This window comes from Aeromonas sp. MaB10011B (assembly GCF_017939325.1).
Classification (GTDB): Bacteria; Pseudomonadota; Gammaproteobacteria; order Enterobacterales; family Aeromonadaceae; genus Aeromonas; species Aeromonas caviae.
Window position 1 is genome coordinate 14,092 of sequence record NZ_JAGKRK010000042.1, and the last position, 23,561, is coordinate 37,652.

Annotated in this window: 21 protein-coding genes; 14 read left to right on the forward strand and 7 right to left on the reverse strand. The window is 63.6% G+C overall.

Annotated elements, in window-relative coordinates; all coding sequences use genetic code 11:
* Positions 1–41: 41 nt before the first annotated feature.
* Positions 42–2,057, forward strand: coding sequence for a bifunctional tRNA (5-methylaminomethyl-2-thiouridine)(34)-methyltransferase MnmD/FAD-dependent 5-carboxymethylaminomethyl-2-thiouridine(34) oxidoreductase MnmC (gene mnmC / locus J9893_RS12250; protein WP_210600549.1), 2,016 nt, complete (start codon positions 42–44; stop codon positions 2,055–2,057).
* 117 nt (positions 2,058–2,174) lie between these two features.
* Here mnmC and J9893_RS12255 read toward each other — a convergent pair whose 3' ends face one another.
* On the reverse strand, positions 2,175–2,780 hold the full coding sequence (locus J9893_RS12255; protein WP_010674487.1) for a DUF922 domain-containing protein: 606 nt from the start codon (positions 2,778–2,780) through the stop codon (positions 2,175–2,177).
* 323 nt (positions 2,781–3,103) lie between these two features.
* Here J9893_RS12255 and dcuC point away from each other — a divergent pair, with 323 nt between their 5' ends.
* From dcuC to J9893_RS12280, 5 genes are all read left to right on the forward strand, one after another.
* The gene (gene dcuC, locus J9893_RS12260) at positions 3,104–4,456 is read left to right on the forward strand and encodes an anaerobic C4-dicarboxylate transporter DcuC (protein ID WP_010674486.1); all 1,353 of its coding nucleotides are present in this window, start codon (positions 3,104–3,106) and stop codon (positions 4,454–4,456) included.
* A gap of 90 nt (positions 4,457–4,546) precedes the next feature.
* Entirely contained in the window at positions 4,547–6,196 is a 1,650-nt protein-coding gene (locus tag J9893_RS12265) for a bifunctional UDP-sugar hydrolase/5'-nucleotidase (protein WP_210600550.1), read from the forward strand.
* 279 nt (positions 6,197–6,475) lie between these two features.
* Complete coding sequence (locus J9893_RS12270; RefSeq protein WP_041211355.1) at positions 6,476–8,119, forward strand: hypothetical protein; 1,644 nt, start codon at positions 6,476–6,478, stop codon at positions 8,117–8,119.
* Between the two features lie 130 nt (positions 8,120–8,249).
* A complete protein-coding gene (locus tag J9893_RS12275) occupies positions 8,250–8,753 on the forward strand; it encodes a M48 family metallopeptidase (RefSeq protein WP_041211354.1) in 504 nt (167 codons plus the stop codon).
* Positions 8,754–8,773: 20 nt separating this feature from the next.
* Complete coding sequence (locus J9893_RS12280; RefSeq protein WP_050498226.1) at positions 8,774–9,586, forward strand: DUF2927 domain-containing protein; 813 nt, start codon at positions 8,774–8,776, stop codon at positions 9,584–9,586.
* 223 nt (positions 9,587–9,809) lie between these two features.
* Here J9893_RS12280 and J9893_RS12285 read toward each other — a convergent pair whose 3' ends face one another.
* On the reverse strand, positions 9,810–10,064 hold the full coding sequence (locus J9893_RS12285; RefSeq protein ID WP_010674481.1) for a DinI family protein: 255 nt from the start codon (positions 10,062–10,064) through the stop codon (positions 9,810–9,812).
* A gap of 225 nt (positions 10,065–10,289) precedes the next feature.
* Here J9893_RS12285 and J9893_RS12290 point away from each other — a divergent pair, with 225 nt between their 5' ends.
* Both J9893_RS12290 and ykgO read left to right on the forward strand, forming a co-directional pair.
* Complete coding sequence (locus J9893_RS12290) at positions 10,290–10,559, forward strand: type B 50S ribosomal protein L31 (protein ID WP_210600551.1); 270 nt, start codon at positions 10,290–10,292, stop codon at positions 10,557–10,559.
* Positions 10,556–10,681 (forward strand): type B 50S ribosomal protein L36, encoded by a 126-nt coding sequence (ykgO, locus tag J9893_RS12295; RefSeq protein ID WP_010674479.1) that lies wholly within the window; start codon positions 10,556–10,558, stop codon positions 10,679–10,681. The genes J9893_RS12290 and ykgO overlap by 4 nt, the downstream gene beginning before the upstream one ends.
* A 68-nt stretch (positions 10,682–10,749) precedes the next feature.
* Here ykgO and araC read toward each other — a convergent pair whose 3' ends face one another.
* From araC to J9893_RS12315, 4 genes are all read right to left on the reverse strand, one after another.
* Positions 10,750–11,661 (reverse strand): arabinose operon transcriptional regulator AraC, encoded by a 912-nt coding sequence (gene araC, locus J9893_RS12300; RefSeq protein ID WP_010674478.1) that lies wholly within the window; start codon positions 11,659–11,661, stop codon positions 10,750–10,752.
* Between the two features lie 132 nt (positions 11,662–11,793).
* Entirely contained in the window at positions 11,794–12,795 is a 1,002-nt protein-coding gene (araH, locus tag J9893_RS12305; RefSeq protein ID WP_202040805.1) for an L-arabinose ABC transporter permease AraH, read from the reverse strand.
* A 48-nt stretch (positions 12,796–12,843) separates the two neighbouring features.
* Positions 12,844–14,340: an L-arabinose ABC transporter ATP-binding protein AraG gene (gene araG / locus J9893_RS12310; protein ID WP_010674476.1), complete on the reverse strand. Its 1,497-nt coding sequence runs from the start codon at positions 14,338–14,340 to the stop codon at positions 12,844–12,846.
* A gap of 66 nt (positions 14,341–14,406) precedes the next feature.
* The gene (locus J9893_RS12315) at positions 14,407–15,390 is read right to left on the reverse strand and encodes an arabinose ABC transporter substrate-binding protein (RefSeq protein ID WP_039040094.1); all 984 of its coding nucleotides are present in this window, start codon (positions 15,388–15,390) and stop codon (positions 14,407–14,409) included.
* Positions 15,391–15,750: 360 nt separating this feature from the next.
* Here J9893_RS12315 and J9893_RS12320 point away from each other — a divergent pair, with 360 nt between their 5' ends.
* From J9893_RS12320 to araA, 3 genes are read left to right on the forward strand one after another with little or no spacing between them, the layout of a single operon-like run.
* Complete coding sequence (locus J9893_RS12320) at positions 15,751–17,427, forward strand: ribulokinase (RefSeq protein ID WP_167826328.1); 1,677 nt, start codon at positions 15,751–15,753, stop codon at positions 17,425–17,427.
* Positions 17,424–18,122 (forward strand): L-ribulose-5-phosphate 4-epimerase, encoded by a 699-nt coding sequence (locus tag J9893_RS12325; RefSeq protein ID WP_128273519.1) that lies wholly within the window; start codon positions 17,424–17,426, stop codon positions 18,120–18,122. Before J9893_RS12320 ends, J9893_RS12325 begins: the two co-directional genes overlap by 4 nt.
* Before the next feature lie 14 nt (positions 18,123–18,136).
* Positions 18,137–19,636 carry an L-arabinose isomerase gene (gene araA, locus J9893_RS12330; protein WP_167826327.1) on the forward strand — a complete coding sequence of 500 codons (1,500 nt, stop codon included), beginning with the start codon at positions 18,137–18,139 and terminating at the stop codon, positions 19,634–19,636.
* A 71-nt stretch (positions 19,637–19,707) separates the two neighbouring features.
* Here araA and J9893_RS12335 read toward each other — a convergent pair whose 3' ends face one another.
* On the reverse strand, positions 19,708–20,598 hold the full coding sequence (locus tag J9893_RS12335; RefSeq protein WP_114522985.1) for a LysR family transcriptional regulator: 891 nt from the start codon (positions 20,596–20,598) through the stop codon (positions 19,708–19,710).
* 115 nt (positions 20,599–20,713) lie between these two features.
* Between J9893_RS12335 and J9893_RS12340 the strand changes: the two genes are divergently transcribed.
* Genes J9893_RS12340 through J9893_RS12350 form a run of 3 tightly spaced genes read left to right on the forward strand, consistent with a single transcriptional unit; the run spans position 20,714 to position 23,513 of the window.
* Entirely contained in the window at positions 20,714–21,865 is a 1,152-nt protein-coding gene (locus tag J9893_RS12340) for a methionine aminotransferase (protein WP_201984289.1), read from the forward strand.
* Positions 21,866–21,873: 8 nt separating this feature from the next.
* The gene (locus J9893_RS12345; protein WP_201984290.1) at positions 21,874–22,689 is read left to right on the forward strand and encodes a carbon-nitrogen hydrolase family protein; all 816 of its coding nucleotides are present in this window, start codon (positions 21,874–21,876) and stop codon (positions 22,687–22,689) included.
* A gap of 53 nt (positions 22,690–22,742) precedes the next feature.
* A complete protein-coding gene (locus J9893_RS12350; protein WP_041215306.1) occupies positions 22,743–23,513 on the forward strand; it encodes an ABC transporter substrate-binding protein in 771 nt (256 codons plus the stop codon).
* Positions 23,514–23,561 lie beyond the last annotated feature (48 nt).

A 23,561-nucleotide genomic window follows, 5' to 3' on the forward strand; every position in this document is an offset into this window, starting at 1 on the left:
TGCCAAACTGGTCTGCTTTCACGTAGAATGCCCGCGATTTTGTGACGCGAGCCGAGGAAAACGTGAGTCAAACATCCTTACATCATGCCCGATTGGACTGGAACGAAGCGGGAACTCCAGTCTCCAGTGAGTTCGGGGATGTGTACTTTTCCAATGATAACGGTCTAAGTGAAACCCGCTACGTCTTTTTGCAGCAAAATCGACTGCCAGAGCGATTTTCGCATCACGATAGTGACAGTTTCGTGATTGGTGAAACAGGTTTCGGTACAGGACTTAACTTTCTGGCCACAATGGCCGCCTTTCTGGAACAGGCCCCCCTGTCCGGCAACGGATCCCGGCTGCACTTCATCAGCGTCGAGAAATACCCCCTTACCCAGGCCGATCTGCGCAAGGCCCTGGCCGCCTGGCCCGAGCTCGCCCCCTTGAGCCAGCCTCTCATCGACCAGTGGCCGTTGCCGGTCTCCGGCTGCCATCGCCTGCTCTTTGCCGATGGCCGCATCCGCCTCGATCTCTGGTTTGGCGACATCAAGGAGATGCTGCCTCACGTGCCCCATCCGGCAACCGGTCTGGTGGACGCTTGGTATCTGGACGGTTTCTCCCCTGCCAAGAACCCAGAGATGTGGACCCAGGAGCTCTTCGACAATCTCGCTCGCCTCGCCCGCCCCGATGCCACCCTCTCGACCTTTACCTGCGCCGGTTTCGTGCGACGGGGGCTGATTGCCGCCGGCTTTGCCATGAAGAAGGTGAAGGGCCATGGCAGCAAGCGGGAGATGCTGGCGGGTGTTCGGGAAGGCAAAGTGCCGCAGCAGAGCATCGCCCCCTGGTATGCCCGCCCCGCAGGGCGGGAGGGAGAGGTGCTCATCATCGGTGGCGGCATCGCTTCCGCCATGACGGCGCTCTCTCTGGTGGAGCGGGGTCGGCACGTCACCTTGCTGTGCGAAAATGGCGAACCGGCCAGCGGCGCCTCCGGCAATCGACAAGGAGCCCTCTACCCCCTGCTCAACGGCGAGCACGATGCCCTGTCGCGCTTCTATTCGCTGGCCTTTGGCTTTGCCAGAAACCGGCTGCTGGCCCTGGCAAAGCACCACCCCGTCGCCTTCTCGCTGTGTGGCGTCACCCAACTCGGCTACGACGACAAATCCGCCGCCAAGCTTGCCAAGATGAGCCAGGGCCCCTTCCCCCCCGAGCTGATGCACCCACTCTCGGCAGCGGAGGTTGAGCAGGTGGTCGGCCTGCCCTGCGATGCGGATGGTGTGAGCTATCCCCTGGGGGGCTGGCTCTGTCCGGCGGATCTCACCCGCGCCGCCATCAGGGAGGCGCAGGCCAGCAGGCGGCTGGAAGTGGTGTTCAATGCCGCTGTAACCCGCATTGCCGAAGAGGACGGTGGCTGGCACCTGGAGAGCCGGGATGGCCGCCAGTGGCACGCCCCCAATCTGGTGGTGGCGGCCGGGCATCAGTTGCCAACCCTTCTCCCCTTTGCCGAGCTTCCCCTCTATCCGGTGCGCGGCCAGGTGAGCCATGTGCCGACCACGGCGAGCTTGAGCCAGCTCAAGACCGTGCTCTGCTACGATGGCTACCTCACCCCGGCCCACAACGGTGCGCACTGTATCGGGGCCAGCTATGGCCGCAACCAGACCGACCTTGCCTACCGCGCCGACGAGCAGGACCAGAACAGGGCGCGGCTGCAAGCCTGTGTGCCCCAGCAGCGCTGGCCCGCCGAGGTGGATGTGAGCGGCGCTCAGGCCCGCATCGGGGTGCGCTGCGCCAGCCGGGATCACCTGCCGGTCGCCGGGCCCGTCGCCCGGTTGGCGGCGCTGGCGGATCATGACGTCCACGCCCCCGCGGATCAGCAGAGCGCACTACCCCTGCACGCCGGCCTCTACGTGCTGGGGGCGCTCGGCTCCCGGGGTCTGTGCTCGGCGCCCCTGTGCGGCGAACTGGTCGCCAGCGAGATCTGCGGCGATCCCCTGCCGCTGGCCGCCGATCTGCTGGAGGCGCTCCATCCCGCCCGCTACTGGGTGCGAAGGCTGCGCAGGGGCAAGCCACTGCGCGACTAACTCCCCAGGAGCCGGGGCTGCCCGCCTCCACACCATTGGGCGCACCAATAAAAAACGGGCTCAATCAGCCCGTTTTTTATGTTTTCCATGAGCGTCCATGGGCCTGTACACGTGTCATCAGCCAGCCCTGGGCCAGACGACCCCCAGCTTGCGCCCCTGATCGGTCTGGCTGGCCAGGGTGTCGAACCGCGCCCGGGTGGCCTCCAGCACCGCCTGCCCTGCCTGCCAGCCCTGATGCTCCAGGGTTGGGCAATCCCGGGTCACCGGCAACTGGGCGAGGCGCGTGCCAAGCTGGCTCACGCTCTCCAGCAGGATGTCCTTGTGACGGCTCTCGTAGTCAAACATGGCGGCCACCAGCTTGTCCCACTTCTGGCGCTCCTTCGCGGGCGCACGGGCCTTGTCCATCCAGTTGGGCACCCTGACCTGGATGCGGGCACGGACGCTGGCCTGCTCCAGCTCGCAGCGCGCCGCCGTCGCCTTCGTCTGCAACTGCCAGGAGAGCTGATAACTGGCCTTGCCGATGTGCCCGTCCGCCTGGGTGGGCGACAAGGCGGTGATCTGGCGCATCACGGCCCCCACATCGGCCCCGGAGACCCGATAGAACTGGAAGTCGACCTTGATATCGGGGGCGACCTTCACACCGGCATAGTGGGAAGGTACAGCACCGATTGAGGCGGCATAAATGAGGGCCACCGTCACCCCTGTCTTGCTGAAGAGTCCCATCTGTCCGCGGCTTTGCTCCTTGTGAGTCCCGGCTTAATTTCAATTAATAATCAATGAATTAATAACCCGATTGGGAGATTACCCCTGATCCAGCCCCCTGTCATCCGCTCTTGGCACCCGGTTGCTGCAAACGTGCGAGTCATCACCCCGGCTCAGGCGGGGATTTGCAGTCGAGATCACAAGCTGCCATCGAATGGATGGTGAAATACTCCTTAGTGGGTAATATCCGCAGTGTTTTTGTTGGCCGATACCGGATAGTCCAGCGCAACCCTCTGGTGAGCCCTGGCAGGCCACCCCCTCACTTCAACTCTTGGGAAGGTTTTATGATAGAACTCCTGATCGGCACCCTGGTCACCCTGGCCGTGGGTCGCTACATCTTCAAGGGCTACTCCGCCACCGGGGTACTGCTCAGCGGCGGCCTGCTGCTGCTGGCGATCACCGCCCTGATGGGCAAGGCGGTGCTGCCGGCGAGCGTCCCCTCCACCGGCCACATGGCCACCGACATCTTCGAATACGTGCGCTTCCTGCTGGTCGACAGGGGGGGTGGCCTCGGCATGCTCATCATGGTGCTGTGCGGCTTTGCTGGCTACATGAGCCACATCGGTGCCAACACCATACTGGTGAAGCTCGCGAGCAAGCCCCTCGGTGTCATCAAGTCCCCCTACATCCTGCTGGTGGCCGCCTATCTGGTCGCCTGCGCCATGTCGCTGGCGGTGAGCTCCGCAACCGGCCTCGGGGTTCTGCTGATGGCCACCCTCTTCCCGCTGATGGTCAACATGGGGATCTCACGTGGCGCGGCGGCGGCGGTGTGCGCCTCGCCGGCCGCCATCATCCTCTCCCCCACCTCGGGGGACGTGGTGATGGCCGCCCAGGCCGCGAACATGGAGCTCATCGAGTTTGCCTTCAAGCTGACCCTGCCTATTTCCCTGGTGGCCATCGCCGCCATGGCGGTGACCCACTTCTTCTGGCAGCGTTATCTGGATCAGAAGGCCGGGGAGCACAACGCCGCGGTCGCCCCGAGCGATCTCGTCACCGACGCCCCCGGTTTCTACGCCATCCTGCCCTTCACCCCCATCATCGGTGTGCTGCTGTTTGACGGCAAACTGGGGCCCAAGCTCGACATCGTCACCATCATCGTCATCTGCCTGGTGCTGGCCGCCCTGCTGGAGCTGGTGCGCAAGCGCAACGGCCGCGAGCTGCTGGACGGACTGCAGGTGTGCTGGCGCAACATGGCCGACGCCTTCGCCGGCGTGGTGATGCTGCTGGTGGGTGCCGGGGTCTTTGCCCAGGGTCTGATGGGGCTTGGTTTCATCGCCAACCTCCTTGATCTGGCCCAGAGCTTCGGTACCGGCGGCATCGTCATCATGCTGGTGCTGGTGGTCATCACCACCCTGGCGGCCTTCACCACGGGTTCCGGCAACGCCCCCTTCTACGCCTTCGTTGAGCTCATCCCCCATTTGGCCACCAGCCTCGGCGTCAACCCGGCCTATCTGGTGATCCCCATGCTGCAGGCATCCAACCTCGGCCGCACCATCTCGCCGGTCTCCGGGGTGGTGGTCGCCTGTGCGGGGATGGGCAATCTCTCTCCGTTCGAGGTGGTCAAACGTACCTCGCTGCCGGTGGCCGTCGGCCTGCTGGTAGTGATCCTCGCCACCCAGATCATGGTTCCCGCCTGACTCTTTACCGGCCCGGCTGCCGCCGGGCTGGTATCCCCCCCACCCCATGCAGTAGACTCGGTGCTCTTTTTTCCTAAGGAGGACCGAGCCTTGAGTATGACGGTTCAACTTGCCCACTTCAGCGACTGCCACTCCCATTTCGATGGCGCCCCCATGCGCTTCTCCCCCGATGGCGAGTCCGAATGGCGCACCCAGTGCGGCGGCTATGGCCGCATCCTGACCCGGCTCACCGCCCTGCGCCAACAGGCCGAGGCAGCCGGCCAGACCTGCCTGCTGCTGCATGGCGGCGATACCTTCCAGGGGTCACTTTACTTCAACCGCTTCAAAGGGCGGGCCAATGCGGACCTGCTGGCCCTCTTGCGACCGGATGCCATGGTGATCGGCAACCACGAATTCGATCTGGGCAACGGGCCGCTGGTGGAGTTTTTGCGCCAGCTCGATTTCCCGGTGCTCGCCGCCAACATCGACAACCGTCAGGAGCCCGCCGATGCCCCGCTGCGGCTGCAGGGACTGCCGCAGCTGTTTGACGCAAGCCGCCCCTGGCACAAGCGCGTCATCGACGACGTGCCCTTCGCCCTGCTCGGCATCACGCTGCCGCAGATGGCCGCCATCGCGAGCCCCGATCCCCACACCCGTTTCCACGGTATCGAAGAGACCTTAAGCCGTGCCCTCGGCGAGATCAAGGCCGCCGGCATCCAGCACATTATCCTGCTCAGCCACCTGGGTCTGGCGCAGGACAAGCGACTGGCGACCCGCTTCCCCGAGCTCAGCCTCATCGTCGGCGGACACACCCACAGCCTGCTGGGGGATCTGGCACCGCTCGGGCTCGACAGCGAAGGCAGCTATCCCCTCATGGTGAACGGGGTGGCCATCCTGCACGCCGCCCACAGCGCCCTCTGTCTCGGGGTGTGCGAACTCACCTTCGACGAGCAGGGACGCGTGTGCCAAAGCCGCGGCCAGCTGGAGTGGTTACCCTGGGATCCCTGGCCCTTTGCTTCCCAGCCTCCTGCGGGGCTGCACTTCTGCGAACCGGCCCCCGAGCTCGAGCAGTATCTGGCCAGACGCTATCGCCCCGAGCTCGAAACCATGACCCGGCGCGTGGTGACCCGGCTCGCTGATCCGCTCCATCATCAGCGCCTGCCCGATGACAGCCTGCCCGCCGGCAGCCAGGTCGCCCCCCTGGTAGCGAGTGCCATGCTGGCCAGTGCCCGCGAACAGGTGGGTCAGGTGGACTTTGCCCTGCACAATGCCGGGGGCGTACGCTGCTCCCTCGAGCCCGGCCCCCTGACCGAAGCAGACGTTGCCGGACGCCTGCTGCCCTTTGCCATTCCCCTCACCCTCTACCGGGTGCACGGCCATGAACTGGCCGAAGCGCTGGAGGGGGCCATCGACAACGCCACCAACAACGGGGTGACGGGCAATGGCAGCGGCAGCTTCCCCTATACCGCCGGGGTGCGCTTCTGCTATCAGGCCGACAGACCCAAAGGGGAGAGGATCACTCGCCTGGAATGGGAAGCCAGCCCGGGTCAGTGGCAGCACGTCGAGCCGGATGCCATCTATCGCGGGGTCTCCAGTGCCTATACCGCCTCCGGCAAGGAGGGCTACACGGCCCTTGCCCGCACCCTGACCCAGCACAATCAGGAGCTCGGCATTACCCTGGCGGATGCCTTCCTGCGCTGGGCACGCCACCTGCCGGAACTCAGCCCCCTGCCGGCCTTGGTGGAGTATCACGGCCAGTGAATCTGGCACCGGCCCATCCCGGGTCGGTGCCGCCTTTCCCCCGCATAGGGGAATCCTGATCCGCTCCCAGGCGCAGGCCCCCTACCATGCAACCTCAGGCTGTGACGCCCGACTGCGCCAGCCCTGTCTTGTGATGGGGCCTGCCAGTGCAGCCAGAGGCGTGAAAACGATACTTTTACGAATTATTTCAGGTGCCTACACTTCTTCCATTGCATCGTGCAGCCCGGCTCGGCAAGATAAGCCCGCTTTTTCAGTCTTTCCCGCAGGAACAGGTCACCCATGAATCATGCCATCCGCTTTACCCCGCACCGCCACAATCCCGGGATCAGGCCGTCGGTCATCTTGCTCACCGCCCTGATGGCTCTGCTGTTCTGTCTGCGCAATCCGCTGTTCCACGGCATGGCCCCGGGATTTGATGCCTCCCTGTTTGCGGTGATGGGCAAGATGTGGAGCGAGGGGGGCGTACTCTATCGGGACATGATCGACATCAAGGGTCCCATGATCTTCGCCCTCGATGCACTGGGCTATGGCCTTGGTGGCTTCTTCGGGATCTGGCTGCTGGAGTGGGTGCTCTGCTGGCTGGGCCTCATGGCGAGCTGGCAGGCTTTTGCGCAGCTCGGGCTCTCGGTGCGGGCGCGACTTGGCAGCATGCTGGCCCTGCTGGCGCTCTACAGCACTCGCTACTACTACGGCAACATGACAGAGGACTGGACATTCCATCTGGCCCTCATCGCCCAGTGGGCTTTCATCACCATGCTGCTGGACAAGCGATTCAGCTGGGGACCGGCCCTGGTCGCCGCACTCACCTTCGCCATCGTGGCCTGGATGCGCACCAACAACGGCGCCTTCTGGGGGGCCTGGTATCTGGTGCTCTTCTGTCACTGGTGCCTGCGCGAGCAGTGGCGCTGCGCCTTTGCCCTGCTCTTTTCCAGCCTGCTTGGACTGGCTCTCGTCGGCGGTCCGCTCTATGCCTACTTCCAGCACCACGACGTGCTGGCCGAGTTCAAATACTACGCCTTCGGCATCTTCTTTGAAGGGAGCTACGGCAACGGTTTCTCTCCTGAGGTCGGCGCCGTCGGTCTGCTGCGCACCGGCCTCATCATGCTGCTGCCCGCCTTCCTCGTCCTGATGCTCGGGCGCCGCCAGGAGTGGTATCTCCCCGCGCTGTGCGCCACCCTCCTGGGGGTGCTGTTCACCCTGATCGCCAACTCGGTCTCCGGCCATGTGTTCGATCACTATGACGTGCTCTATCTGCAACTTGGCCTGCTGCCGCTCGCCTGCCTGCTGGACAGAAGCGAGCAGCGATCCGATGCACTGGGGCTGCTCTGCATCTCCCTGGTGGTGCTGACCGCCAGCTGGCTGCTGGCCCAGCAGCTTGGTTACGGGTGGAGCACCAAGGAGTGGTCTCTGGAGCGGGTGCGCGAGGTGCTCGGCAACAGCCTGCTGTGGGCCTTGCCCGTGCTCATTCTGGTCCCGCTCTGGCGCGCCTGGGACGTGCGAAGCGCCACCCCCTGGCTCGCCTCGCTGGCCATGCTGGCGCTGCTGGTCAACAACGCCTGGGAAGGCAATCTCAAGGGCAGGCCGTTCAATCCCCCCGCCCAGGTCAGGGTTGACCGTATCCTCGCCGAGACGGCGCCTACCGACAAGATCTGGGTCGATGGCATCCAGCCGCAATACTACCTCTGGACCGATCGCCAGCCGGCCTCCGCCTATCTGTTTTTTGCCAACGTCAACCCGCCCTACGATGTGCGCGAGCGGGTGCTGGCTGACATCCAGCGCCAACAACCCAAATTCATCATCGCCAAACCGGAACGGGTGGCACAGGAGCTCAAGACTCCGACCTCCCCCTCCCACCTTGCCTTCTACCAGTATCTGGCAGGTCAGTATGAAGAGGTGGACCCGGGCCTGTACCGGCGCCGCTAATCAGGCACACAGAAGGGGCCATCCTGGTGATGGCCCCTTTTCGTTGTCGTCATAAAGAGGGGGCCGACCATGTTCAAGGCGCCCCATCCTGACTACAATGGCGCTCTTTTTTGCGGCAGAGGGAAGAATCATGGCGGAGCTGACTTATCTGGGGGGCTATCCGGAGCCACTCAAGGCTCAGGTGCAGCAGTTGATTGCGACGGGCAAACTCGGCGAGATGCTGGCCAAACGCTACCCGCAAACCCACCTCGTCCAGAGTGACAAGGCGCTGCTCGCCTATACCATGGAGTTGAAGAACCGCTACCTGAAAAGCTCGGCGCCACTTTCCAAGGTGATCTTCGACGGCAAGATCAACGTGATCAAGGATGCCCTGGGACTGCACACCTATGTCAGCCGGGTGCAAGGCAGCAAGCTCAAGGCCAAGAACGAGATCCGCATCGCCGCCCTGTTCAAGGAGGCCCATCCCGCCTTTCTCAAGATGATAGTGGTGCACGAGCTGGCCCACCTGAAGGAGAAGGATCACAACAAGGCTTTCTACCAGCTCTGCCAGCACATGGAACCGGACTATCATCAACTGGAGTTCGATCTCAGGCTCTGGCTCACCTGGCGTGATATCGAGCGTACCACCCGCTGATCCCCTTGCAAGGAGGCAAGATGCGCCCATGGCACACACCTCTCCAGTCCGTTCGCCATGGGCACTGGTTGCTCCCGGGGCTGATGCTCTGGCTCTTCTCACTGCCGCTGTCGGCCACCGAACGCTGGCAGCGTGATGACTACCTTGTCCAGAGCTTCATGGAAATCGCCATGAAACGGGAGTATGGCCATGAACAACAGGAGCACTTCTCCCGCTGGCCGGGCCCCGTGCGTCTCAAGCTCGTCAACGAATTCGGCGACAAGCCGCTGCAGGCCGAGGTCGTCAAGGTACAGACCCGTCACCTGAGCAGGATCACCGGTCACCCCATCGAGATTGTCAGCGATAACCCCAATCTCACCCTCATCATGACCCGGCACAAACAGATGGCGAGCTGGGCTGCGCGCACCATGCGCCAGGACGAATCGGTGCGCATCGCCCTCAAGGAGGGGATTTGCCTGGCCAATTTCGCCACCAACGCTCGCTACGAGATCACCCGTGCCACCATCATCATTCCGGTGGATTACAGCCGGGCAAAGGGCCGTTTTCTGGATTGCGTAGTGGAAGAGTTGAGCCAGGTGATGGGACTGCCCAACGACTCGGACAAGGTGTTCCCCTCCATCTTCAATGACAACAGCATCGACAGCTTTCTGACCGGGCTCGACTACGTGTTGCTCAGGCTTGCCTACCACCCGGCATTGCAACCGGGGATGACGGCGGACGAGGTGCGCGCGGCGCTCCCCGTGGCCCTCAAGGCACTGCGCGTCAATGGCGACATCGCACAGGCCACCCAACGGGTGCAGGTCGACAGCCTCAAGCGCTGGGCGGGACTCTGAGCGCAGCCAGAGACATTACTCTTGCGCCTTTCGCCTTTCGCCTTTCGCCTTTCGCCTTTCGCCTTCATGGTCATGCGCTTACCCCATCAACGCAACACGCAGCCCATGGCTGCGTGTTTTGAAGAGCGGTTCGGCAAAGCCGGTACAGGGATCATCATCCGGCTGGAGGTTCCTCCTCGCGCCCTGGCGGATCACGACGATGTTTGCCGCTGAGAGCTTATCTTCAGGCCTCCAGAGCCTCTTCTTCCGGCATCCAGCTATCAGCGTTTTCCCACACCTCCTGCACCATGGCTTCGGCCAGCTCCTTGTCTTCCTTGCTGGCGCGACTGACCGTCAGAGCCATGGCACTACCCGGTGCCACCCGCACATGCAGATCGGGAAAGCGCTCACCCAGTTGCTTGAGCAGCTCCTGGCGCAAGGCCTCCATGGTCGAGGTGGGGATCTGGTGTTTTCTGTCGATGATGATTTCCAGGCGCATAGGGTACGTCTCCATGATAATTAACTGTATTTTTATACAGTAATCTTGAAAAGTAAAGATGGTGGCTGCACATAGGCCCTCACCGTCCATGCCTGCTCGCTGACGATGTGCAGCCGAACGACCCCGATTTTCCCCCATCGCTGTCATCATGGAAAAAACAGTTGATATTGATTCTCATCCATCGCATCATCCACCTCATGTTATAACATAACAAAAGAGGCAATCATGCGCCCCCATATTCACCCTGAATACCGTAAGGTTCTGTTCCACGATCTCGCCAGCAATACCTACTTTCTGATCGGCTCCACGCTGGCCACCGATCGCACCAGAGAGTGGGAAGATGGCAACACCTACCCCTATGTGACGCTGGATGTCTCCAGCGCGTCCCACCCCTTCTATACCGGCAAACAGAAGCAGGTCGGCAAGGAAGGTCAGGTCGCTCGCTTCGGCCAGCGATTCGGTCAGTTCTTCAGCAAAGGAAATGAGAAACAATGAAAGTCCTCGCCTCCCTGAAATCCGCCAAGTCGCGTCACCCGGACTGCCAGATCGTGCGTCGGCGCGGCAAGTTGTTCGTCATCTGCAAGAGCAATCCCAGGTTCAAGGCTCGTCAGGGCTGATTGCGCATCCGCCCCTCATGGATAACAAAAGCCCTCGTCATGAGGGCTTTGTCATCTCTGGGCTCTGCTCACAGCGGGGTGGCGCACTTGCGGTACTCGGTGGGGCTGACCCCTACCCGCTTTCGGAACACCCGCGAGAAGTAGAGCTGATCGTCATAGCCCACCTGCTGGCCTATGGTGGCGACCGACAGCGGCGTGGTCTGCAGCAGCAGCTTGGCCCGCATGATGCGCTGATCCTCACGCCAGCGCACTATGCTCACCCCCACCTGCTCGCGAAACAGGTGCGCGAGGCGCGAGGGGGACAAGAACACCTGCTCCGCCAGCGCCTCCACCGAGATCTCGGCCGAGAGGGACTCGCTCAGGATCTGGCACGCCTCGTGGACACGGTGATCGATGGCGGGATAGGCATTCTGGGACGATGCCTCGTAGCAGCGGATGAGCAACCGCTCCAAGAGGTTCATGGCCAGTTGCTCCGACATGGGCCGCAGCTGCTTGTGGGTCTCCTCGATGTCGAGGAAGAGGGCGTCGAATTCGGTGAGCAGCTGGTTGTCCGCCAGTTGCAGTCGCCCCACCTGCTCCGTCACCTGGGGCCACTTGAGCCAGTCAGTCCAATAGGCCCGCGGCCGGAAATAGACCCAGCGGTGATACCACTCCCGGGCATCCGGCGCCCGGCCGTAATGGTGCACCGCCGCTGGTGGAAAGAGCAGCAGGTCGCCGGGTTCCACGGTGAAGGCCTTGTCCCCCTGAAAGATCTGCCCCTTGCCCTTGATGGTCAGATTGACGATGAACCCCTTCATGCCGTGGGGCCTGTCGATGGTGAAATCCAGCGCGCTCCCCTGCTCGATGGGAGTCATCCCCGAGACCAGGAAGACGTCGAAGGCGTAGCCAGGCAGCAGGGGATTGAGTTGTTTCGGCTTCTCTTTTTGCATCGAGGACATGGCGGAAAACAGGGTTTCGGTAAAAAAGTCGACATGGGCCATTGTAGAGATCCGGCGTAGGAACCCCCTATGTTCGCAAGCTGTTCGTTGTGAAATTGTTGAACTGGCTCACAGCTTGCCGGGGAAAACACCGGGCCGGCGCGAGGCCGGCCCGGTGACGAGGAAAGACATCGCTCAGATACGGGCTTTGCGCACCTGCTTGTAGCGGTCGAACAGCACGGCGGCGAGCAGGATGAGGCCACGCACCACGTACTGGGCAAACGGGGAGATGTTGAGCAGGTTCATGGCGTTCTCCATCAGCCCCAGGATCAGCACCCCGGCGATGATATAGGATATCTTGCCGATCCCCCCCTTCATGGAGACCCCACCCAGCACGCAGGCGGAGATCACCACCAGCTCGAAGCCGATGGAGGTCATGGGCTGGCCCGAGGTCATGCGGGATGCGAGGATGATGCCGGCGAGCGAGGCGATGAGCCCGGTCATGGTGAAGATGATGATCTTGGTGCGCACCACGTTGACCCCGGCCAGACGCGCCGCCTCCTCGTTGCCCCCCATGGCCAGGGTATTGCGCCCGAAGGTGGTCTTGTTGAGCAGCAGACCGAACAATACGAAGCAGACAGCCGTCAGCCAGATGGGCGTCGGGATGCCAAGCAGGGCGGAGTTGCCAAGCTCGAAGAAGCCCTCCTCCACGATGCCCACCGCCTTGCCGTCGGAGATGATGTAGCCCACCCCGCGCGCCATCTGCATGGTGGCAAGGGTGGTGATGAGGGCGTTGATCTTGAATTTGGCCACGACGATGCCGTTGATGAGGCCAAAGACAAGGCCCACCGAGAGACCGGCCAGAATGCCGAGGGGGATACTCTCGGTGGCGTTGATGCCCACCGCGCAGGCAACCCCGGAGCAGGCCACCACGGAGCCCACCGACATGTCGAACTCGCCGGAGGCGAGGCAGAACAGCATGCCGCAGGCCACCATGCCCGACATGGAGACGGCAAGCCCGAGCCCCCGCATGTTGATCAGGCTGGCGAAGTTGGGGACCAGCACGCAGGCGAGCAGGAACAGGATGGCGAAGATCACCAGCATGCCGTACTGATCCCAGATGCGGGTCAGTTGCAGGCAGGTACCGCTCGCCGCGGTGTCGTTGGCGGCTTGGCCGACCGAGGTCGTTGTTGTCATGGTATTTCTCCTGAAAATTCCGGGTGCTATCTCGTTGCGGTCAGCAGATCAACGGGCCGGCATGGCCAGATTGAGCGCCTTGACCTCGTTGGCCTCGTCGTGGGAAAGCTCGCCGGCGATCTCCCCCTCCCGCATGACCAGGATCCGATCCGCGATGCCCAGCACCTCCGGCAGCTCGCTCGAGACCACCACCACGGCAATGCCCACCTTGGCCAGATCGTAAATCACGTTGTAAATCTCGTTCTTTGCCCCGACGTCGATGCCTCGGGTCGGCTCGTCGAGCAGGATCACTTTCATGTCTTCCGACAGCCAGCGTCCCAGAATGGCCTTCTGCTGGTTGCCGCCGGAGAGGTTCATGATGGCCTGCTGGGGAGACGGGGTCTTGACCCGCATGTCGCGGATCCGCAGCCTCGCGTTCTCGTCCTCCCACTTCTGGTTGATCCAGAAGCCTCCCCACGCGTGGTGGCGGCGGGCGCTGATGTTGATGTTCTCCTGCACCGAATGGATGGGGATGATGCCGAGCGCCTTCCTGTCTTCGGTGCAGAGCATGATGCCGCTGCGAATGGCATCGATGGGGCTCTGAATGACCACCTGTTTGCCAAACACCGATATCTCGCCCCCCCGAGGTGTCTCGGCGCCGAAGATAAGCTTCATCAGCTCGCTGCGCCCGGCCCCCACCAGCCCGAAGATGCCGAGGATCTCCCCTCTCTTTACCTCGAGCGACACCGGCGCCTTGAGGCCGGGTCCCATCAGGTGCTCCACCTTGAGGCCCGCCTCGCCAAGCGGCCTTGGGCTGTAACCATAGATGTCGGTCAGTTCGCGCCCCACCATGGTCTTGACCAGCAGATCCCGGTCCACCTCGGCCATGGAAGCGAAGGTGCGCACGAACTGGCCATCCTTGAACACCGTGATGGCATCGCACAGGGCGAAGATCTCGTCCATGCGGTGGGAGACGTAGAGAATGACCTTGCCCTCGTCCCGCAACTGGCGGATGACCCGAAACAGCTGCTCAATCTCGCGGGACGAGAGGCTGCTGGTCGGCTCGTCGAAGGCGATGACGCTGGCGTCCCGGGTCAGGGCCTTGGCGATCTCCACCATCTGCCACTGACCCAGGGACAGGTACTTGAGCGGCGTCTCGGGGGAGACATCCATCCCGAGGCGTGCCAGCTGCCTGGCTGCATCCTGATAGAGCTTCTCCCGATCGATGACGCCGCGCCGGGTCGGCAACTGCCCCAGGTAGATGTTCTCCGCCACGCTCATTTCAGGGACCAGGTGCAGCTCCTGATAGATGATGGCAATCCCGCTCTCAAGGGCATCGACCGTGTTTTGGAACACTTTCTCCTGACCCGCCAGCTTCACCACCCCGCGGGTGGGCGCCTGAAAACCGCTCAGGATCTTGAGCAGGGTGGACTTGCCGGCCCCGTTCTCTCCCATCAGCGCGTGTACCGTGCCCTGCTGGCAGGCGAAGGAGACGTTCTGCAGCGCCTTGACGCCGGGAAACTCCTTGCTGATGCCGCAAAACTCCAGATATGGAACTTGATTCATGAGATGACTCCAGCCAGCCGGCACGGCGCACTCCGCCATGCCGGCATGGGTATCAAGGGATGGGGATCACAGCCCTTTCTTTTGCAGCTCGGCCTTGAAGTTGTCGCGGGTGATGAGCACCACGTCGGTCACCTCGGTGAACTTGGCAGGCTCGGCGCCGTTGACGACCCAGTCATGGAGCATCTGGATGCTCTTGTAGCCGTGTACGTCCGGGCTGGGCAGCAGGGAGCCGAGGAAGCCGGTGGCGCTGGACTTGGAGAGCTCGTTCACCGCATCCACCCCGTTGATACCGATGCCGATGACGTTCTCCGCCTTGAAGCCCTGCCCTTCGGTGGCGCGCACGCCGCCGAGCACGGTGTTGTCATTCATGCCGACGATGAGCCAGTTCTTGACCTCGGGGTGTTGCACCAGCATGGAGTTGGCGGCATCCAGCGCCCCCGGGATGTCGTTGCTCTTGGTGGGCGCGCGGAAGATCTGGCCCTCGGGGAAACCGGCGGCCTTGAGCGCGCCCAGGGAGCCCTCGACCCGGCGACGGGCGGTGTCGAGCTCGTCGGCGGTGATGGCGAGCACCCCGGTCGCCTTTACGTCCCACTGGCGCTTTTGCATCTCCTTGTAGAGCTCCTGCCCCTGACGCTCGCCAATCTTGGTGGCGGCCATCATCACCAGCGGCACCTGCTCCATGGGCTGGCCCTTGGCGTTGACGAACTGGTCATCCACCGTGATGACCTTCAGATCCATGCTGTTGGCCTTAGCCATGATGGCGGCACCGAGTTTGGGATCCGGGGTACAGATGACGAAACCCTTGGCGCCATTCGCCGCCAGACTGTCGATGGCATTGAGGGTCTTCTCCCCGTCGGGGACGGCTATCTTGATCACCTCGAAGCCCAGATCCTTGCCCGCCTTGTCGGCGAAGTTCCACTCGGTCTGGAACCAGGGCTCCTCGGGCTGCTTGACCAGGTAGCCCAGCTTCAGCGCTTCGGCCGAGAAAGCAGAATTTGCCATACCAAGGGCGAACCCCATTGCGATCATGCCTTTAACGATTTTGTTCATGCGAATGTCTCCAACGGTTCTATCAATCCATGTATCCACGCAGTGCTACTCGTTGAGTCAATCAAGTCGCAGCCATATAAAAACATGCTTAAACAGGACGTTATTGTTGTTGCTGGTTGAGCGAACCAAGTTGTAATCGTTTTCACAATTAAAAATGGAGAGCAGGATCACGCCATGAGATTGCAGCCATTTCGTCTATATAATTAGCAATTTCGTCACATATTGAATTTTAGAGAGCCGTCACCCTGTCGCACTGACAGCGTTAAAATCCATATTTCCAGCAGCCAATGGCTAACCGCCCCTCCTGCCCATCTCCTATGGTTCCCCCCAGTCACCCCTCATTGATGGTCAGGAGCACTTATGTCTGAACACATCGTCATCGGACTCGATTTCGGCAGCGACTCGGTCAGGGCACTCGCCGTGCGCTGCCAGGACGGCGCCGAGCTGGCGACCCATGTCGTCTATTACCCGCGCTGGCAGGCAGGCCACTACTGCCAACCGGTCAACAACCAGTTCCGCCACCACCCCCTCGACTATCTGGAGTCCATGGAGCAGGCGGTGGTGGCGGTGGTGAGCCAGCTCACGCCGAGTCAGCGCACCGCCGTGCGCGGCATCGGGGTGGACAGCACCGGCTCCACCCCCGCCCCCATCGACAGAGAGGGGCGCGTGCTGGCCCTGCGTCCGGAGTTTGCCGACAACCCCAACGCCATGTTCGTGCTGTGGAAGGATCACACAGCCATTGAGGAGGCGGAGGCCATCACCGCCCTGTGCCACGGCGGCCAGTTCCCCGACTACAGCCGCTACATCGGCGGCATTTACTCCTCCGAGTGGTTCTGGGCCAAGATCCTGCACGTCTCCCGCGCCGATGCCGCCGTGCGCGCCGCCGCCTGCAACTGGGTCGAGCTGTGTGACTGGGTCCCCGCCGTCCTGAGCGGCACCCAGGCCCCGGCCACCCTCAAGCGCGGGCGCTGTGCCGCCGGCCACAAGTCCCTCTGGCACCCGAGCTGGGGCGGCCTGCCGCCCGCCGACTTCCTCAATGCCCTGGATCCCCTGCTGACGGAGGATCTCGACTTCCCCCTCTTTACCGGCAGCTGGACCGCCGATCTCCCGGTCGGCACTCTGACCCCGGAGTGGGCGGAGCGGCTGCACCTCTCCTGCGAGGTGGTGATCGCCGGCGGCGCCTTTGACTGCCACATGGGGGCGGTGGGAGCCGGGGCCGGCAACAATGCGCTGGTGAAGGTGATAGGCACCTCCACCTGCGACATCCTGATCGCAGATGAGGCCACCATAGGTGATCGGGCCATTGCCGGGATCTGCGGCCAGGTGGATGGCAGCGTGGTGCCGGGCATGGTGGGGCTGGAGGCGGGACAGTCCGCGTTCGGTGACATCTATGCCTGGTATCAGCGCCAGCTAGGCTGGCCCCTTGACAGCCTCGCCGCCCAGTATCCGGAGCTTCGCACCGCCATCGAGCGCCACAAGCAGGCCCTGTTACCCAGCCTCGCCGCCGCCTGGGATCAGCAGCGCGACCTGGCGCACCTGCCGGTGGTGCTCGACTGGTTCAACGGCCGGCGCACCCCCTATGCCAACCAGCGCCTGCAGGGCACCCTCACGGGGATCAACCTCGGCACCGATGCCCCCGATCTCTTCGGCGCCCTGGTGGCCTCCACCGCCTTCGGTGCTCGCAGCATCATGGAGTGCATGACCAGTCAGCAGGTGCCGGTGGAGCAGGTGATCGCCCTTGGCGGCATCGCCCGCAAGTCCGCCACCGTGATGCAGACCTGCGCCGACGTGATGAACAGGCCTATCCAGGTGGTGGCCTCGGATCAGTGCTGCGCCCTGGGGGCGGCCATCTTTGCCGCCGTGGCGGCCGGGATCCATCCCGATGTGGCCAAGGCCCAGCACCACATGGCGAGCGCCGTGGAGCGCACCCACCAGCCACACCCCGAGCGAGTCGCCGAGTATGAACGCCTCTACCAGCGCTACCTCGCCTGGGGCAGCGCCGCCGAACCGCTCTACAATCGGGGGGTGCCGGCATGAACCTCAAGACCCTCAAGGAGCAGGTGCTCGCCGCCAACCTGGATCTGCCGCGCCATGGCCTGGTGACCTTCACCTGGGGCAACGTGAGCGGCATAGACCGGGAACAAGGTCTGGTGGTCATCAAACCGAGCGGCGTCAGCTACGAGCGGATGCGGGCCGAGGACATGGTGGTGCTGGATCTGGCGGGCAAGCAGGTGGAGGGCGCCTTGCGCCCCTCCTCCGACACCGCCACCCACCTGGTGCTCTATCGCGCCTATCCGGAGCTTGGCGGCGTGGTGCACACCCACTCCACCCACGCCACCGCCTGGGCCCAGGCGGGGCGCGCCATCCCCATTTTCGGCACCACACAGGCCGACTACTTTCACGGCGAGATCCCCTGCTCCCGCCTGCTCACCCCGGGCGAAGTGGAGGAGGACTACGAGGGGCTGACCGGTCATCTCATCGTCGAAACCCTCAAGCAGACCCCCATCCTCACCATGCCGGGGGTGCTGGTGGCCAACCACGGCCCCTTCAGCTGGGGCAAGAGCGCCGAGGATGCGGTACACAACGCCGTGGTGCTGGAAGAGGTGGCCCGCATGGCCTGGCTCACCGGCCAGATCAACCCGGGGGCCCGCCCCCTGCCCGATTACCTGCTGGAGAAGCACTACCAGCGCAAGCATGGCAAACACGCCTATTACGGCCAGACAAAAGCCTAAAAGAGGACAAACTCATGGAATTGATGAAACAGCTGGAAGTGTGGTTCCTGGTCGGCAGCCAGCACCTGTATGGCGCAACCACATTGAAGCAGGTGGCCGATCACGCCCACACCATCGCCAGCCAGCTCAACGAGGGGGCGAACCTGCCCCTCAAGATAGTGCTCAAACCCACCGGTACCACCCTGGATGAAATCAGCGCGGTGGCCCGGGATGCCAACCACGACCAGCGCTGCGCCGGGCTCATGGTATGGATGCACACCTTCTCCCCCGCCAAGATGTGGATCCCGGCGCTGAGCCAGTTGCAAAAGCCCCTGTTGCAGTTCCACACCCAGTTCAACCGGGATCTCCCCTGGAGCGAGATCGACATGGACTTCATGAACCTGAACCAGACCGCCCACGGCGGACGCGAGTTCGGCTTCATGGGGGCCCGCCTGCGGCTGCCCCGCACCGTGGTGGTGGGTCACTGGCAGGATGAAGAGGCAAGACAGAAGATTGGCAACTGGATGCGCATCGCCGCCGCCATCCACGACAGCCGCCACCTCAAAATCGCCCGTTTTGGCGACAACATGCGCAACGTGGCGGTCACCGAGGGCGACAAGATTGAGGCCCAGATCCAGTTCGGCTATCAGGTGAACTACCACCCGGTCGGCGATCTGGTCAAGGTGATCGATGCCGTGCCCGAGAGCGACATCGAGGCGCTGCTGGCCGAGTATGAGGCGACCTACACCCTGACCGAGGCGGTGCAGGCGGGTGGGGGGCTTCGTGCCTCCCTGTATGAGGCGGCGCGCCAGGAGCTGGGGATGAAGAAGTTCCTCACCGACGGTGGTTTTGGCGCTTTCACCACCACCTTTGAAGATCTCTATGGTCTGCACCAGCTGCCGGGCCTCGCCTGCCAGCGCCTGATGGAGCAAGGCTTCGGTTTTGGGGCAGAAGGGGACTGGAAGACCGCGGCCCTCTTGCGCACCCTGAAAGTGATGGGATATGGCCTTGCGGGGGGCGCCTCCTTCATGGAGGACTACACCTACCATCTGGAAGCGGGCAACAACCTGGTGCTGGGGGCCCACATGCTGGAGGTCTGCCCCTCCATCGCCGCAGGCAAACCCGTGCTGGACGCCCAGCACTTAGGCATAGGCAAGAAGGCCGATCCGGCCCGCCTGCTGTTCGCGGCCCCGGCGGGCAAGGCGGTCAACGCCAGCCTCATCGATCTCGGCAACCGCTTCCGCCTGGTGGTCAATCAGCTGGAAGTGGTGGACCTGCCAGAGGCCATGCCGAAACTCCCGGTGGCCAGCGCCCTGTGGAAACCCCTGCCGGACCTGCAGACCAGCGCCGAGGCCTGGATCCTGGCGGGCGCCGCCCACCACTCGGTGTTCACCCAGGCGGTGGACATCGAGCAGCTGCGCACCTTCGCCGACATCATGGGTATCGAGTTTGTGGTCATCGACGAGCACACCCGCATCCCCGCGCTCAAGGAGCAACTGCGCTGGAACGAGGTCTACTACAAGATCTGCCAGTGACCCTTTAATCGGCCAGCGGCCATCACCATGACAACAGCCCCGCCCGCGGGGCTGTTTCATTTCGCGTCCCCTCAGGGATGACCCTCCCCCTCCAGCAGCCAGTGACAGACCCGCTGCACCCCGTGGCGCTGGCTGTCGGGCCGGGCGAGCAGGGCGTATTCGTGATCCGTCTCCAGCACGGGGGCAAAGGGAGCGACCAGGGCGCCGCTCTCCAGCTCCTCGGCCACTATGGTGGGATCCCCGAGAGAGAGGCCAAACCCCTGCAAGGCGGCATTCATCGCCAAGTCCAGGGTATCGAACAGCTGCCCCCCCTGGGGCTGCCAGGGGATGTCGAGGAAGGCGGCAAACCAGTTGCGCCAGTCCCGCCTATCGGCGCTGGCATGGATGAGGGGCAGCAGGGGCAGCTCGTTCAGGTCGCGCTCGAACAGACGATGCTTGGCAGCAAACGCCGGGGCGCAGACCGGGGTCAACCGTTCCCGAAACAGGGGCTGGCTGTGGGAATAACGCCCCAGGCAGGGCTGGTAGACGATGGCGAGATCGAAGGGCTCCCGGGAGAAGTCGATGCCATGGCTGTGGCTGCCACGCACCTCCACCGCCTCCCCCTCGAACGCCTGCAACCGCCGCAGCAGCCAGCGGCTGGCGCAGGAGGGCACCTTGATGCTGATCGCCTGCTCGTGGGGCAGGGCCTGCAAGGCGCTGAGCCCCTCCCCCATGCGGGCCAGCCCTTCACGAACGAAAGGCAGCAGCCGCTCGGCGGCGGGGGTCAAGGTGAGACAACGGGTGCCGCGCACGAACAGCAGGTGGCCCAGGCGCGCCTCCAGCTGGGCGATCTGCTTGCTCACCGCCCCCTGGCTCACGCACAGCTCGTCGGCAGCCAGGGTAAAACTCAGGTGGCGGGCAGAACACTCGAAGACCTGCAGGCCATAGAGAGGCAACTGAGTACGCGGCTGGGTAGACAACATGACAAGCCTCCATGCTTGAGAAAAACTCATGCGTACCATGCCGAATAATCCGTTGTCCGGCAAGCCTTGGGGGGGCTAAAAAGGGACCTCTTTCACACACGCAGGTGACGGCCCCATGTCCATCCCCCAGGTTTCCAGCAAACTGCCCCAGGTGGGCACCACCATCTTCACCGTGATCGGGGATCTGGCCGCCCGCCACCCCAGCATCAACCTCTCCCAGGGGGCGCCGAGCTTCCCCTGCGATCCCGAGCTCATCCGGGTGACCCACGAGGCCATGCTGGCCGGTGAAAACCAGTACGCCCCCATGACGGGGCTGCCTGCCCTGCGCGAACAACTGGCGGCCAAGATTGCAGCCAGCTACGGCCATCACTATGACGCGGGCGAGGAAATCACCATCACCGCCAGCGCCAGCGAAGCCCTGTTCTGCGCCATCACCGCCCTGGTTCACCCCGGCGACGAGGTGATCATGTTCGAGCCGGCGTTTGACAGCTACCGCCCCATGATCCAGTTGCAGGGAGCCACCCCTGTGGTGATCGCCCTCAAGGCGCCGGATTTCGCCATTCCCTGGGACGAGGTGGCCGCCCGCATCACCCCCCGCACCCGCATGATAGTGCTCAACACCCCCCACAACCCCACCGGCACCGTCTGGCAGGCAGGGGATCAGGAGCGCCTCGCCCGCCTGGTGCGCGGCACCGACATCCTGATCCTCTCGGACGAGGTGTACGAGCACGTGGTGTTCGACGGCGCCCTGCACCAGAGCGTCATCCGCTATCCGGAGCTAGTGGAGCGCTCCGTCGCCGTCTTCTCCTTCGGCAAGACCTTCCACGTCACCGGCTGGCGGGTGGGCTACTGCGTGGCGCCCCGCCCCCTGATGGAGGAGATCCGCAAGGTGCACCAGTTCGCCATGTTCGCCGCCGACACCCCCATGCAGTACGGCTTCGCTCACCTGTTGCAGCAACCGGCCCACTATCAGGGGCTGGCAGCCTTCTACCAGCGCAAGCGCGACCTGCTCGCCACGGCCCTGGCAGATTCGCGCCTGACCCTGCTCCCCTCGGCGGGCAGCTTCTTCATGCTGGCGAGCTACGAGCGGGTAAGCGACGAGCCGGACAGCCTCTTCGTGCAGCGGCTCATCCGCGATCACGGGGTCGCCACCATTCCGGTCTCCGCCTTCTATCACGACGGCACGGATCAGCGGGTCATCCGCCTCTCCTTCTCCAAGGATGACGACACCCTGCTGGCGGGCGCCGAGCGCCTGTGCACCGTCTAGGGGGCACCATGAATTCACTGCGCGTTGCCGTCCTCCAGATGGTCTCCGGGGATGACCTTGACCACAACCTGGCCCAGGCCGAGGCGCTGCTGCGTCAGGCCGCGGCCGAGGGGGCCGAGCTGGCACTGCTGCCCGAATATTTCTACCTGATGCCGGTCGATGAGCGGGCGCGGGTGGCCCTGGCCGCCCCCGTTGACGATCACCCCCTGCTTGCCTGGGTACAGGGGCTGGCCCGGGAGCTCGGCGTCTGGATCCTGGCCGGCACATTGCCGCTTGCCAGCCACGAGCCCGGCAAGATGCACAACAGCAGCCTGCTCATCGACCCGCAAGGGCAGCTCGCAAGCCGCTACGACAAGCTGCACCTGTTTGGCTTTTGCACCGGGCAGGAGCAGTATGATGAGGCCGCGACCATGACCCCGGGCCGGGAGGTGGTGAGCCATCCCCTGCCCTGGGGCGTGCTGCGCCTCGGGATCTGCTACGACCTGCGCTTCCCGGAGCTGTTTCGCCTGGGGCCCGCCCCCGATTTCATCGCCCTGCCCGCGGCCTTCACCCACACCACCGGGCTCGCGCACTGGACGCTGCTGCTGCGGGCCCGTGCGGTAGAGAACCTGGCGTTCGTGTTTGCCAGTGCCCAGGGGGGACACCACCCCGGTGGGCGGCGCACCTTCGGCCACAGCATGATCATCGATCCCTGGGGCCGGATACTGGCCCAGGTAGAGGAGGGTCAGGGCATGGCCATCGCCACCCTGGATCTGGCAGCGCAGCGCACGGTGCGCAGCCAGTTGCCGGCCCTCACCCATCGCAAGATAGCCGTCGGCCCTTGAGGCCGGCACCCTTTAGCACGCTAGGAATGACACCACACTTCAAGGGACTGACCATGAAACTCAACACACTGATGATGCTGATGGCCCTGGCCACCGCCGGCCAGGCCGCCGCCAAACCCCTGGTGATCGCCACCGATGCCACCTATCCCCCCTTCGAGATGGTCGACAGCAACGGCAAGCTCGGCGGCTTCGAGGTCGATCTGGCCTATGCCCTGTGCGCGGCCATGAAGACCGAGTGCGAGGTGATCAACCAGCCCTGGGATGCCCTGCTGCCGGGACTGCAGGTGCGTAAGTACGACGCCATCATGTCCTCCATGAACATCACGGACGAGCGGCGCCAGAAAGTGGACTTCAGCCAGGTCTACTACATGATGCAGAACCGCTTCGTGGGGCGCAGCGACAAGGCGGCCGACTTTGCAGACGATCCGGCCCACTTCAAGGGCAAGGTGATCGCGGTGCAGGAGGGCACTCCCCAGGACAACTTCATCACCGCCCGCTACGGTGAGGTGGCCAAGATCAAGCGCTACGTCAATGCCCAGTCCCCCATGCTGGATCTGCAGTCCGGCCGCGCCGACTACACCTTCGGCAACATGGTGCAGTTGAAGGTGGGCTTCCTCGACAAGGAGATGGGCAAGCAGTTCGCCTTCGTCGGTCCCCAGTTCAACGGCACCCAGGACAAGATCCTGGGAGAAGGGGTGGCGGTGGCCCTTCGCAAGCACGATGACAAGCTCAAGGCCCGCTTCGATGCCGCCATCGAGAGCGTCAAGGCCGACGGCACCTTCAACTCCCTGCTCAAGAAGTACCAGCTCGAAGATCTGCTCTGATCCCGGCATGCCGGCCCCCTGGACAGTTGCAAGGGGCCACGGCAACAG

Bases quoted from the DNA above. Each gene is read 5' to 3' on its own strand.
- dcuC (WP_010674486.1), top strand. From the start codon at position 3,104: ATGATAGAACTCCTGATCGGCACCCTGGTCACCCTGGCCGTGGGTCGC.
- J9893_RS12335 (WP_114522985.1), bottom strand. From the start codon at position 20,598: ATGTTGTCTACCCAGCCGCGTACTCAGTTGCCTCTCTATGGCCTGCAG.
- J9893_RS12255 (WP_010674487.1), bottom strand. From the start codon at position 2,780: ATGGGACTCTTCAGCAAGACAGGGGTGACGGTGGCCCTCATTTATGCC.
- J9893_RS12285 (WP_010674481.1), bottom strand. From the start codon at position 10,064: ATGCGCCTGGAAATCATCATCGACAGAAAACACCAGATCCCCACCTCG.
- araH (WP_202040805.1), bottom strand. From the start codon at position 12,795: ATGACAACAACGACCTCGGTCGGCCAAGCCGCCAACGACACCGCGGCG.
- ykgO (WP_010674479.1), top strand. From the start codon at position 10,556: ATGAAAGTCCTCGCCTCCCTGAAATCCGCCAAGTCGCGTCACCCGGAC.
- araC (WP_010674478.1), bottom strand. From the start codon at position 11,661: ATGGCCCATGTCGACTTTTTTACCGAAACCCTGTTTTCCGCCATGTCC.
- J9893_RS12290 (WP_210600551.1), top strand. From the start codon at position 10,290: ATGCGCCCCCATATTCACCCTGAATACCGTAAGGTTCTGTTCCACGAT.
- J9893_RS12280 (WP_050498226.1), top strand. From the start codon at position 8,774: ATGCGCCCATGGCACACACCTCTCCAGTCCGTTCGCCATGGGCACTGG.
- araA (WP_167826327.1), top strand. From the start codon at position 18,137: ATGGAATTGATGAAACAGCTGGAAGTGTGGTTCCTGGTCGGCAGCCAG.
- J9893_RS12340 (WP_201984289.1), top strand. From the start codon at position 20,714: ATGTCCATCCCCCAGGTTTCCAGCAAACTGCCCCAGGTGGGCACCACC.
- J9893_RS12270 (WP_041211355.1), top strand. From the start codon at position 6,476: ATGAATCATGCCATCCGCTTTACCCCGCACCGCCACAATCCCGGGATC.
- J9893_RS12315 (WP_039040094.1), bottom strand. From the start codon at position 15,390: ATGAACAAAATCGTTAAAGGCATGATCGCAATGGGGTTCGCCCTTGGT.
- J9893_RS12325 (WP_128273519.1), top strand. From the start codon at position 17,424: ATGAACCTCAAGACCCTCAAGGAGCAGGTGCTCGCCGCCAACCTGGAT.
- J9893_RS12275 (WP_041211354.1), top strand. From the start codon at position 8,250: ATGGCGGAGCTGACTTATCTGGGGGGCTATCCGGAGCCACTCAAGGCT.
- araG (WP_010674476.1), bottom strand. From the start codon at position 14,340: ATGAATCAAGTTCCATATCTGGAGTTTTGCGGCATCAGCAAGGAGTTT.
- J9893_RS12345 (WP_201984290.1), top strand. From the start codon at position 21,874: ATGAATTCACTGCGCGTTGCCGTCCTCCAGATGGTCTCCGGGGATGAC.
- J9893_RS12350 (WP_041215306.1), top strand. From the start codon at position 22,743: ATGAAACTCAACACACTGATGATGCTGATGGCCCTGGCCACCGCCGGC.
- J9893_RS12320 (WP_167826328.1), top strand. From the start codon at position 15,751: ATGTCTGAACACATCGTCATCGGACTCGATTTCGGCAGCGACTCGGTC.